General features: G+C 61.7%; 7 protein-coding genes. 2 read left to right on the top strand and 5 right to left on the bottom strand.

The window, feature by feature from the left end:
* Window positions 1-50: 50 nt before the first annotated feature.
* Window positions 51-680 (bottom strand): SCO family protein, encoded by a 630-nt coding sequence (locus JHW44_RS00740; RefSeq protein ID WP_089344783.1) that lies wholly within the window; start codon window positions 678-680, stop codon window positions 51-53.
* Window positions 681-749: 69 nt separating this feature from the next.
* Between JHW44_RS00740 and JHW44_RS00745 the strand changes: the two genes are divergently transcribed.
* Complete coding sequence (locus JHW44_RS00745; RefSeq protein ID WP_089344784.1) at window positions 750-2,066, top strand: ActS/PrrB/RegB family redox-sensitive histidine kinase; 1,317 nt, start codon at window positions 750-752, stop codon at window positions 2,064-2,066.
* Window positions 2,067-2,134: 68 nt separating this feature from the next.
* A complete protein-coding gene (locus JHW44_RS00750) occupies window positions 2,135-3,745 on the top strand; it encodes a PAS-domain containing protein (RefSeq protein ID WP_089344785.1) in 1,611 nt (536 codons plus the stop codon).
* On the opposite strand, the gene JHW44_RS00755 is transcribed toward JHW44_RS00750, so the two are convergent.
* The 4 genes from JHW44_RS00755 to JHW44_RS00770 form a co-directional block, all read right to left on the bottom strand.
* Window positions 3,739-8,217: a translocation/assembly module TamB domain-containing protein gene (locus JHW44_RS00755; RefSeq protein WP_089344786.1), complete on the bottom strand. Its 4,479-nt coding sequence runs from the start codon at window positions 8,215-8,217 to the stop codon at window positions 3,739-3,741. The genes JHW44_RS00750 and JHW44_RS00755 overlap by 7 nt on opposite strands.
* Complete coding sequence (locus JHW44_RS00760) at window positions 8,217-10,082, bottom strand: autotransporter assembly complex protein TamA (RefSeq protein WP_089344787.1); 1,866 nt, start codon at window positions 10,080-10,082, stop codon at window positions 8,217-8,219. Before JHW44_RS00760 ends, JHW44_RS00755 begins: the two co-directional genes overlap by 1 nt.
* A gap of 111 nt (window positions 10,083-10,193) precedes the next feature.
* Window positions 10,194-11,120 carry a glucokinase gene (locus tag JHW44_RS00765; protein ID WP_089344788.1) on the bottom strand — a complete coding sequence of 309 codons (927 nt, stop codon included), beginning with the start codon at window positions 11,118-11,120 and terminating at the stop codon, window positions 10,194-10,196.
* Window positions 11,121-11,135: 15 nt separating this feature from the next.
* The gene (locus JHW44_RS00770) at window positions 11,136-12,242 is read right to left on the bottom strand and encodes an ABC transporter ATP-binding protein (protein WP_089344789.1); all 1,107 of its coding nucleotides are present in this window, start codon (window positions 12,240-12,242) and stop codon (window positions 11,136-11,138) included.
* Window positions 12,243-12,245: the final 3 nt, after the last annotated feature.

The following is a 12,245-nucleotide window of genomic DNA, read 5'->3' on the forward strand; positions in this document are numbered from 1 at the left end:
AGCCTACGCAAAACCCGATGAAAACTCAACGCGGTGAATTCCGTCTGAATTCAGGTGGAATGCTCGATGAAGCAGCCGACCCGTTCGCTCATTTCGGTAGGCGATACGTTGCGCGCAAAGAAATCAACCGTCTTGTTGCCGGGCATGACGAGATAGGTATTGGTCATGTGATCGACCAGGTAATATTCGTCATCTTCCTGATCATTGGCCTTATAATAATTGCGCCAGCCCTTGTTCACGGCGGCAATCTCTTCATCGCTTCCGGTCAGGCCGATCATCTCATCCGAAATCATGTCGGTAAAATCGGTCAGAACTTCGGGCGTGTCGCGCCGGGGATCGACGGTAATAAAGACCATCTGCACGTCTTTTCCCTGTTCGGCCAGCATTGCCTGCGCTTCCGCATTGCGGGCGTTATCAAGCGGGCAAACATCGGGGCAAAAAGTATATCCAAAATACAGCAGGGTGGGTTTCGTAAAAACCTGCTCGGCCGTTACCCGCATTCCGTCTTCGCGGGTCAAGGTGAAATCGGTGCCAAAGCTGTCGAGACCGCCGGAAACCGCGCCGCTGCGGCATTGTGCATATTGATCGCCGCCATTTTTCTGCGAAAGATAAACGCCTCCGCCAATCAACAGAAACACGGCTGCGACAGAACCAGAAATCAGGATGTTGCGATTGCGCATCCGGCAGTCCTTTCGGATTGAAATTCCGCGCATTGATCGCGCATCGCCGCCCAGGTATCAAGGCATTCAATGTCGCAACAGACCGCACAGATAAGTGACCAGATCGGCTCTGCCCGACATGCCGAGCCGATCCGCATGCGAACGCTGGTCCTGTTACGTTGGGTAGCCATCGCGGGCCAGCTTGCGGCGGTGATCGCGGCCCGGTTGATCGGTATCGAATTCGCCCTGGGGCCGGTTCTGGCACTGATCTGCGCCATGCTGATCATGAACCTGTGGCAACTCTTGAACCAGCCCCGGCGGATTTCCCCGGGTCGGGCGGCGCGGCATCTGGCCTTTGATCTGGTCCAGCTTTCGGCACTGATCGCGCTGACCGGGGGCATGGCCAACCCCTTTGCGCTGCTGGTCCTGGTTCCGGTGACGGTATCGGCCACAACCCTGAACACGCGTCAGACCCTGGTTCTGGGTCTGGCGACCGTGGTGATGATCACATTGGCCGCATGGCTGGCCGTGCCGCTGCATGACCGCCACGGGACGCCGCTAAGGATCGAACCCCTGCTGGCCCTGGGGCATTGGGTCGCACTGGTGATCGGTGTCGGTTTCTTCGCGGTCTACGCCCATCGCGTCACGGCCGAGCTTTCGGCAACCTCAGACGCCCTGTTTGCCACCCAGATGGCACTGGCGCGCGAACAAAGGCTGCAACATCTGGGCGGAGTCGTCGCCGCGGCGGCGCATGAGATGGGAACGCCGCTGGCGACGATCAAGCTGATCGCGGCGGAACTGGTCGACGATTTGCAGGACCGGCCCGATCTGCGCGATGATGCCTTGGCGTTGCGGGAATCGGCAGAAAGATGCGGCAATATCCTGCGCAGCATGGGGCGGGCCGGCAAGGATGATCTGCTGCTGCATGCCGCGCCCCTTCGCGCTGTTCTTGAAGACGCGGCAGAACCACATCAGGGGCGCGGCCCGTCGCTGGAAATTCTGGCCGAAGGTCCGGGAATCCGCCGCGATCCGGCCATCACCCATGCCCTGCGCAACCTGATCCAGAATGCCGTAGACTTTGCCAAGTCCCGCGTCGTGATCGAGGGCTATGCCAGCGCCTCTCATCTGACGGTGACCATCCGCGATGACGGGCCCGGCTATCCCGCCGCCTTGCTGGCACGCATTGGCGACCCCTATCTGACCAGCCGCAAGGGCGGCGCGCAGCGCAGTGGATATGAAGGCATGGGGTTGGGATTGTTCATCGCCAAGACGCTGCTGGAACGCTCGGGCGCAAAGCTGGACTTTGCCAATGGCGGTCCGGGAGCCGTGGTGACAGTACGCTGGCCGCTGGAACGGATCCTGATGGATGAACGTGCGAAGCTGGGACATAATCCGCAACTGGAGTGAGAAGGCTGTTAACCGATCATTAAACCCGGCAGAACTATCGTCGTGGAAATTGATGGAGGCAGTTTCCGGTGTTTTCTGAAGGTCTTGTCATTGCACTGACCGCCGTTCTCGGCGGCACGGTCTCGGTCGTTCTGGCCATCATGATTATCCGCCAGTGGGATGGTATCAGATCGGCCCCTCCCCGAGCGGCACCCGAAAACCGTCTGGAATCCCGATTGCAGCCGATGGTTTTCCTGTTTCAGGATCGCATGCTGATCGATGCCACGGCCCCGGCCAGGACGCTCTTGTCGCGTATGCCCGCGCCGGGCCGGGACTGGGATCGATTGATGCAATGGATCGGCCCGCGTTTCACCGAAGCCGAACAAAGGCTGACTGCACTGCCCCAGCATGAGGACATCGAATTGACCGGTGAGGGTGGCACTGGCAGCGCCAGGTTGAGATTGACCGCAGAAAACATCGGCGACGGCATCCTGCGGATATCGCTGACCGATCCGACCGCAGAGAACACCGGGATCATTGTCGATTCCCTGGCTCAGCAGGCCATGGAGGAAGAACTGGAAATGCTGCGGGGTGCGATGGACCAGACACCGGCCTTGATCTGGCGCCAGGATGCTCAGGGACGCATCACCTGGGCCAACAGCACCTATCTGAGATCTGTCGAGGAGCGCGCGGACGGCAGGTTGGACTGGCCCCTGCCACCACTGCTTGACCTGTCGGACCCGCTGGCGGGGGCGCATGCACAGCCTCCCCGGGCCAGGATGGAAAGCAATGGCGTCATCTCCTGGTTCGAATGCTACACCCATCACGCAGGTGACGAGACGATGATGTTCGCCCTGCCCGCCGATGCCGCCGTCAGGGCCGAGCGAAGCCTGCGCGAATTCGTGCAGACCCTCACAAAAACCTTTGCCGACCTGCCCATCGGGCTGGCGATTTTCGATCGAGACCGGAATCTGCAGTTGTTCAACCCTGCGTTGCTGGACCTGACCGGTCTGCCAACCGGGTTCCTGACCGCACGTCCGACATTGTTCGACATGCTCGACAAGCTGCGGGAACTGCGCATGGTGCCCGAGCCCAAGGATTTTCGAAGCTGGCGTCAGCAGATGAACAAACTGGAAAATGCCGCGGCCACGGGCCGTCATGTTGAAACCTGGCTGCTGCCCGGAGGGCAAACCTATCGTGTGACCGGTCGCCCCCACCCTGATGGTGCGGTGGCATTCCTGTTCGAGGATATCACCATGGAAATGTCGAAGACCCGACAGTTCCGGGCCAGGCTGTTGATGGCGAACCATGTTCTGGACGGAATCGAAGATGCACTGGCAGTCTTCGACCCGAACGGCGAATTGATCACGTTGAACCAGTCCTATCGCGATCTCTGGCAGGATGAGCCTGACACCCTCTCTGCTGCACTGGCCCATTGGCAGGAACGGATCGAGACCGGGCCGGGATTTCAGGCGCTGAAGGCATGCCTGACCGCCGCCGGGCACGCGCAGCGCGACCATGGCGCGATCAGCGGCCCCGATGGCAAGCTGCTACGCTGGAGCGTATCGACCCTGCCAGGGGGGCAACGGATGCTGCGTTTCAGGGGGCCGGAATCCCTGTGGGAGCAGCCCGAGAAACATGCCGACGAGCCGAGACAACCCCGGGCGGTCGGCGCCAAGCACGCGGCCCTGTCTCAGTAATCCCGCTCGAAGAAAATCCCGATCGAGCTTTCGCCATCGCTGGCTACCGAACCGCGTGCGCGCAGGCTTTCGGTGATATCCAGATTGAGATTGATATCGGTCGTGCCGTCATCCCCGATCCCGACATCGGTATAGACGTTCTCGCTCAGGTATTTTCCCGCGCGCACCTCGACGTTGCCGTCGTCATCGGTTTGCAGATCAAGATCGTCCAGACCGGTGCCCGCCCGCAGCCGGCTGACAATGCCGGCGCTGCCACTTCCGGCCAGCACCGCAAGCGCATTGGCAAGCTGCGCCGCCTGAAGCGCACTGATATTGTCCAGACCGCGCCCGAACAGCAGTTGCGACAGAACCTCCTCTTCCGGCAACTCGGGCGAGGATTCAAAGGTGATGTCAGGATCGCGCGCCTCTCCGTCGATGATGATCCGCGTGGTGATGCTGTCCTGGGTCGTCTCGGCAACCAGCGTCAGCACCGGGATCAAGGAGCCCTGCAGTTCAACCAATCCTTCGGTCAGATCAAAACGCTTGCCCAGCAGATCGACCCGGCCGCGGATCAGCTCCAGATGTCCGATCGGGATGGCATTCCGGGTGGTTCCCTGCACGGTCAGCTCTCCGCCCATTTCGGCATCGACGCCACGACCGCGCACGAATATCCGCTGGGGCGCATTGATCTGAAGATCGAGGCGCGGCGGATTGGCCGGCGGCGTAGAGGGTGGCGCCGCCATGCCTGCATCGCGCGAAGCCTGGCTGGGATATTCCTCTATGCCGGCCTTGGCCCGCGTCGCGCGCACCGGCCTTGTATCCCCGACATGCTGGATGTCGGGAATGGACTTCGCCCCGCCAAGACCCGTCGAAGGAATGCGCAGCTCGGTCTCGCCCAGATCAATCCGGCCTGAAATCAGCGGACCTTCGGCAAAACTGCCTGAAAAGGACACATCGCCATTGATGCGGGTTTCATAGAGGTTGGGATCGCGAACCACGACATCGTCCAGAATGACATCAAGATCCGCATTGCCAGCCGATAGATTGACCGGCCCTACCACCGAGATCTGCCCGCCTGCCCCGACTCCGGCATTGGCATCGACGTTGATATTGCCGTTCTGGAACCCGGCGGTCACATTCAACCGCTCCAGCCGCAGCCCCAGGCTCGGCTCTGAAAGTTCGCCATCGCTCAACTGCACCTGCCCGGTCAGAGCCTGCAGTGATGGCGTTCCCGCCAGCCGCAGGTCCACGGCCAGAGGGCCTGCGATGCTGCGGGTCCGCAGGAATCCATTGGCCAGCGAGGCATTGGCCACGCCGGAAATGCCGATATCCGTGGTCGCAAAATCACGCGCCGCCGTTCCCGATATTTGCAGGTTCGTGTTTCCTGGTGCCGTGGCGTTCAGGTCCAGAACGAAATTGTTGCCCTGTTCTCGCACCGTGCCGGCGGCGGTCACCGCGCCCGGCAATTGCGGCAAGACAAGGGCCAGATCGTTCAGACGGGCATCCACCGACAGCCCGGTTGCGGTGTCACCGCTGGCATCGACGCTCAACTGCGAGTTGGTGAGACCAAGGCGCTGGAATGACAGCCCGGTTCCGGATTGCGATGCCGCAAGGGCGAAATTCGTCTGCCCCCGCAGCAAGGGATCGACCTTCGGCTGCCCGATGGACAGGCCGTTCGCCTGCCCCGTCGCGGCAATCTTGCGGACCCCATCCGTTTCGGTCAGGGTTCCGTCCAGGCTGACAGCACCGCCGATTCCATTTCCGACGAACCGCAGGTCGCTGGCATTGATGCTTGCCTGAAGGTCGGTTTCGCCCGCCCCGACCCTGCCCGTAGCCGAGGCGTTCAGCCGAGGATTCTCGATCTGCGCCTCCTCGATGCTGAACAGGCCATCCCGTTCGGTTCCGGTGACCATCAGCCGGGTTTCCCCGGCCAGGGCTCCATCCAGCTGTGACTGTCCAATGCCCAGATCCTGCGCCGTGCCGGTCAGCTCCAGCCGCCGGGTCTGCTCATCGGCCTGCTTGAACTTGCCATCCAGGGAAACGGCCCCCTGCCAGCCAGCCCCAAGAAAGGCCAGAGAGCGGGCATCGACGGTGGCCGATATATCGGTAACCCCGGGACCATAGACGCCTTCGGCAAGTGCAGTCACCTGATCGTTGTTCAACTGCACATCGCGCAGGGTGACGACGCCGGATCTTTCCTCGGCCTGGACCTTCAGCAGGGTCTTGCCGGTCAGCGCCCCATCCACATTCTGGTGCCCGAGGCTGAGGTCCTGACCGGTGCCCGTCAGATCCACGAAGCGGGTGCCATCGGCTTCGGTCAGCTTGGCATTCGCGTGCAGATCGCCAGACCATCCTTCCTTGAAAGCTGCCATGTCAGGGATGTCGAACTGCGCGGTGGCATCCAGCGCACCACTGGCAAAACTGCCCTCCCCCCTGGCTTTCAGCTGCGGATTGGCCAGTTCAAAGGTTTCCAGCGCATAGCTGCCCTCTTTTTCGCCGGCAACCACGGTCAGATCGGTGTGGCCCTGCAGAGCATTGTCCAGAACCTCGATCCCGATTTTCAGATCATCCGCCGTGCCCGTGACGTTCAACTGTCGTTGACCGGTGGCACCCGTCAGCCTGGCCTCGGCCTTCAGCCCACCGCCATAGGCGGGATCCGCAGCCGAGAGCGAAGGCATGGATATCAGCGCCGTCACATCGCTGGCCCTGCTGTTCACATAGCCCTGCGCCTGCGCGGTCAACCCCGTCGCATTGATGCTGAAATGCTCAAGATCGATGCCCGTGTCGTCACGATTTGCGCTAAGCTCGATCCGCGATTCACCGGCCAGCAGACGATCAGCCTGTTCCTGATCCACGGTGATATCGGTGCCCATAACGGTCGCGTCAATATCAAAGCTGCGGTTGAACACCCTGTAATAGCCGGTCAAGGATGCATCCGCCTGTCCTGACACCGGACGCCCCGCCAGGGTCGAGAGCCGCGCCAGATCCTGATATTGCGCGTCGACATCCGCCGACAGCAGGAACCCGGCCGAAAGCCCCGACAGCAGGAAATTGCCCGACAGGCCGTAATCGGACCCGTCGATATTCAGTTCGGGAATGTCAAAAGACTGGCCGGGCGTGAAGTCGAAACGTGCATCACCCTTGATCGCGCTGCCCACGGCCTCGGCCATGCCCTGATCCTCGAAACCCAGATCGGCAGCGGCAAAATCGATCTTGCCGGTGACCTCGTCCAGCGCATTTTCATCCAGCAGGACCTCTCCAGCGCCATCCAGCGTCAGATCGCCGATGCTGACCTGCCCCTGATCGAGGTCATGGATCTGGCCGGTCAGCGTCCAGCCCTGCCCCTGCGCAGCATCGTAGAACAGCCGCAACTGTCCACCCTCGACGGACATGTCGCCTTCCCCGAAGGGCAGTGCAACAGGCACCGTTTCGGCCCCGGCGTCGCGCCCCAAAGCGATGGTCAGATTGGCTTTTTCCGGGGCGGACTGGGCATTGATATCCAGCGAACCCGAAATCCCCAGCGCCTCGGTCCCAACCGCCAGTTCGGGAATCAGAAGCTGACCGTCAGTGCCGCGCCATCCCCTGAGCGAGACTTCGGTCCGTGCGCCAAAGAACGATCGGTCCTCGGGACGCAGAAGCGAGGCAACATCGCCTCCAAGCTCGAAGCTGAAGCCGGTGCCGGCGCGGCCGTCCGCGCCCAATTCGGCACTGATATCGACCTGGCCGTCGATCCGGGGCTGACCGTCGGTTTCAAGGTTGATATCCGCGCTGAAATCGGACAGCGCCCCCTCGCCATTGATCTGCGCCTTGACCGAGGGCTTGTCGTAAAGGTTGACCAGATTGACCAACAGGCCATCCGCAGCCTCATCAAGGTCCAGATCGACCTTGATCGCCTTGGTTTCATTCGAATAGCCCGCGTCCAGAACAAATTCGCCTCGTGCGGCATCCAGCCTGTCGATGGTCAGCTGCGCCTGTCCTTCGCCATCGGCAAGGCTCATGTTGCCGTTCAGGCTGATCGCGGCCTGAAGACCGATCACCGGCTCGCCCAGTTCGACGCGCTCGGCGTCAATCTTGGCGATTTCTATGGAAACCGGCAATTCGGGCAAGGCGAATTCCCTGGCCTCGGCAGTCGGCTTTTCCTCGCCCGTTGCCGGCAGGCGCGGCAGGTCGATGCGCGTGGCATGCAGCTCGGCAATGCTGACCCGCCCGCGCAGCAATGCGGCCCGGTTCCATTGGATCGAACCGTCCTCGATCGTCAGCCAGGTGCCTTCGCTGTCGCTGATGGTGATCTTGCGAAATGTCGCCCGAGAGGACAGCGCCCCTTCGAACCCGTCAATCGTGACCTCGCGCCCCTCGCCCGACAGGTTCTTTTCCAGAAGGCGGGTCAGGAACCCGCGATCATCCTCGGCCTCATCTGGCGAACCGGCGTCATCCTGCGCCCAGATCGTCAGGGGAAACAGGACCACGATCAGCAACAACCATATCTTGCGCATCAGAATGCCTGCCCCAACCCGAGATAAACCTGAACACCGTCATCGGAATCGCCATTTCCAAGCGGAGCGGCAACATCGAAACGCAGCGGCCCGACCGGTGTATCGTAACGCACCCCCGCACCGGCACCGGCGTGCCAATAGCTGTCGCCCGACCAGCTGCCATCGGTCCAGACCTCGCCCGCATCGACAAAGGCGGCCAGGCCGATCTTTTCGCGCACCCGGAAACGCAGCTCGACGCTGGCATTCGCCAGGCTCATGCCGCCGGTTTCAATCGTGCCGCTGCTGCCGGTGATCTCTTCGACGCCAAGCGATTCATAGGCCTGCCCGCGCACGCTGCCGCCGCCCCCCGACCAGAACAGATAGTCGCGCGGCGTGTTCTCGATCTCGCTCCCCAGAATCGTGCCCAGAATGGCGCGCCCTGCCAGGGTGACCCGGTCATCCTCGCCGAAGGAATGATAGACGCGCCCTTCCCCGGTCAGCCGCGCGCCGGAATCCGTATCCCTGAAGCCCATGAAGGGCGTCGCTTCGCCATCGAGATAAAAGCCGCGCCGTGCGTCAGTGGGATCGTCGCGCTTGTCCCAGGTTGCCGCGATCGGAAGGGCAAGGACATTGAACTCCCGGGTCTCGTCAGGGTCGATCACCCGGGAATACTGATACTGAACGGCAATATCGACGGTCAGCTCGTCACTGGGCGTATACTGGAATCCCAGGGCGATGCTGGCGCTGTCGGAATCGTAATCCTCCTCACGCTCGCGCGCCAGTTTCGTTTCGAGATAGGCCGAGGTATCGGGCGAAAGCGTCGCGGGGCGCTCCAGCCGGATGGTCACTTCCTCGTCGCGACCGCTGACATCGGAACCGATATCCGACATCTCGGCATCGATGCTCAGGCTTTCACCGCCACCCAGCAGGTTGCGATGCAACCAATAGGCCGATATCTGCGCGCCATCGGTGCTGGAAATCTCGAAACCCGCCCCGATGCGACGGGTTTTCTGTTCGACCACCATCAGGTCGACATCCATCGTATCTCCCGGACCAAGCTGCTCGGCCTCTTCCAGGGTGATCGCCGAAAAGACTCCGGTGCGGCGCAGGCGCTTGCGTATGGTTTCGATGTCTTCGGGGTCAAAGACCTCGCCTTCGGGAAAGCCCGCGATCTTGCGCAGGCGGCGCGGGTCCATCCGATCATATCCCGAGATGTTCAGCTTGCCGAAGGTGACGACGGGACCAGGCGCCAGGGCAATCTGGCTGTCCACGCTGTTCCGATTGTGATCCGCGACAATTTTCTGCCCGCCGACATCGGCCTTGGCATGCCCCCGCTTTCGCCACCCCTTCACCCCGTCAAGGGCGGCCGTCTTGATCGTGCCGGTCCCTGCGGGTTCTCCCCGGGCGTAATCCCTGGAAATGTCCTTTGGGTCGGCAACCGGCGTAATCTCGGCACGGGAAAATCGGAACACTGCGCCGGGTTCAACGGTCACCACCACATGCTTCACGGCGTCCGGGGCGTCCAGTGGCGCAATCGTGGCGGCTTCGACTCCATCAAGCGTGATGTTGATCAGGGCCGAATAATACCCCTGGTCATACAGCGTTCCCAGAATGCGGGCGTAATCGCCCCGCGCTGCAGCCAGAATGTCCTGCCCGGTGACGCGGCCTTCCGTCAGCGCCGATGAAACCAGCGAGGTATTGCGGATGGATTTCTCCAGTGCCTCATCGTCTCCGCCGTTCACCCGCACGGTCAGATCGACCGGGCTTTCGCTCTTGCTGTCGCCGCCGAACCATCCCGAAAATGGCGATGAGGACTGACCCAACGCCATGGTCGCGCAGCCCAAGGCGGTCGATAGCACCAGGCCTGCCCGCAGATATGCCCGCATTTTCTCTGCCCCGTCTTTATGGCTCTTCCCATTATGAGCAGGAAATCGGCCATCTTTCCAGAAAATCACCCCGTTTTAGGCCGGACCAGGTAAACCGTCGCGAAATGGCAACTATGCCAGCGCAGCCAGACAGCCGTGCAAGGCAGCCATATCATCCATGATCAGATAAAGGGGCGTGTTCTCGGGAATGTGACGCATGAAGGGGTCCTGAAGGAAACCGGATTCGAAACGCTCGATCCGGTCGGCGATGCTGCGCCCGACACTGCCTGCCAGAAACAGCCCTTCGCGCGGCATGAAGCGCAGGGCCAGTTCGCGGCACAGCAGTCCGACAAGTTCCGCAAACAGATCATAGGTCGCCCCCGCGTCCTGATCACCCGTGCCCGCAGCCTGCGCGATGTCTTCGCTGCGCAGCCCTGTCTGACCGGTCAGCGCACCATGCAGCCGCGACAATCCGCGCCCGGCAAAGGTCTCTTCGGTCGACCTGAAACCCGCGGCCTGTTCCTCGCCCAGCAAATCGGCAAGACGCAGATAGATATTTGCGGGCAGATTCGTGTGACCTTCCTCGGCCTCCATGGCGGTGACGGCTCCGCCGGGCAGGGCACGGACAGCACAGACATTGAAGCCCGTTCCCAGCCCGACAACCAGGCTTTGGCCATTGCGTGCCCGATCCGGGCGTGCAGGGCGCAGGGTGGACAGACCATCGCCTTGCAGGGCAGGGGTCGCATAGCCAAGCGCCGTCAGATCGTTGATCAGGCGCACGTGATCGGCATCGGTCAGTCGAGCCAGCCGGTTTTCGTCGAAATCCCAGTCTCGATTGGTCAGCCGCGCCGTTCCGCCGCTGACCGGCCCCGCCACGGCCACGCAAACGCCCGAAATTCTTGGCTGGTCCTGCTGCTGCAGAAACTGCGCGATGACATCGTCGAAACTGGCGAAATCATCGCCGCGAAACCGCGTGACGGTTTCGGGGTCGATCACACCGTTCCGGGCAATGGCAAGCCTTGCGTTCGTGCCCCCCACATCCGCCAACAGCAACGCCATATCCGCCCTCCAGGTTCAGTTCAGTCTCTCGCCATCCTTAGGCGAAAAATAGGACACTTTCGAGAGATCGAATGCCAGCGGAAAAGCCTGTTTCGGCCGAACAACGGTTTCCGCCCGCAGCCGCGCCGTCACCGGTGTGCCCCCCAGACGGGTCACGGCAAAGGTATCGGCACCTGCCGGTTCGACCACATCGATCAGCACTTCGCCCCCGGCATGTTGGGCAGCTTGCGGCAAATGGGCGTCACCCGTGGCCTCGTGAATATCCTCGGGACGAACCCCCATCACGATTTCACCGGGCAGATCGCCGACATTCGGATCGCTCAGAACCAGCGGGGCGCCACCCTCGCGATCGATCTCGATGCGGGTGGTGCCATCGTGACGGCTGACTCGGGCAGGGATCAGGTTCATCGCCGGACTGCCCATGAAATCGGCCACGAACATGTTGGCGGGGCGGTTATAGATTTCGCTCGGCGTGCCGATTTGCTGGATCACCCCGGCTTTCATCACCACGATCTTGGTCGCAAGGGTCATGGCCTCGATCTGGTCATGGGTGACATAGACGATCGAGGCATTCAGATCCTGATGCAGCTTCTTGATCTCGGTCCGCATGCTGACACGAAGCTTGGCGTCCAGATTGGATAGAGGTTCGTCAAACAGGAACAGCTTGGGATCGCGCACCAGCGCACGTCCCATGGCAACGCGCTGACGCTGACCGCCCGAAAGCTGTCCCGGCTTGCGGTTCAGCAGGGGTTCGATCTGAAGCTGACGGGCAACTTCGGCCAGCTTGGCCTCTTGCGTGGCCTTGTCGACGCCGCGCACCCGCATGCCGAAGGTGATGTTCTTGGCCACCGACATGGTCGGGTAAAGCGCATAGGACTGAAACACCATGGCGATGTCGCGATCCTTGGGCGACACACCGGTCACATCGCGCCCGGCAATGCTGATCTGGCCACCGCTGATCGGCTCCAGCCCGGCAATGCAGTTCAGCAATGTGGATTTGCCGCAGCCCGAAGGGCCGACCAGCACCAGGAAATCCCCTTCGTCGATGCTGATATTTATGTCATGCAGGATATGGGTGTCGCCATAGGATTTCTGCAGATGTTCGATGTTCAGAATGGACATGGC

It is taken from the genome of Paracoccus seriniphilus (genome assembly GCF_028553745.1).
Lineage (GTDB): Bacteria > Pseudomonadota > Alphaproteobacteria > Rhodobacterales > Rhodobacteraceae > Paracoccus > Paracoccus seriniphilus.

What these genes read in the sequence shown, in the direction of transcription:
- JHW44_RS00740 (WP_089344783.1), bottom strand. Translation starts at nt 680, where the DNA reads ATGCGCAATCGCAACATCCTGATTTCTGGTTCTGTCGCAGCCGTGTTT.
- JHW44_RS00770 (WP_089344789.1), bottom strand. Translation starts at nt 12,242, where the DNA reads ATGTCCATTCTGAACATCGAACATCTGCAGAAATCCTATGGCGACACC.
- JHW44_RS00760 (WP_089344787.1), bottom strand. Translation starts at nt 10,082, where the DNA reads ATGCGGGCATATCTGCGGGCAGGCCTGGTGCTATCGACCGCCTTGGGC.
- JHW44_RS00745 (WP_089344784.1), top strand. Translation starts at nt 750, where the DNA reads ATGTCGCAACAGACCGCACAGATAAGTGACCAGATCGGCTCTGCCCGA.
- JHW44_RS00755 (WP_089344786.1), bottom strand. Translation starts at nt 8,217, where the DNA reads ATGCGCAAGATATGGTTGTTGCTGATCGTGGTCCTGTTTCCCCTGACG.
- JHW44_RS00765 (WP_089344788.1), bottom strand. Translation starts at nt 11,120, where the DNA reads ATGGCGTTGCTGTTGGCGGATGTGGGGGGCACGAACGCAAGGCTTGCC.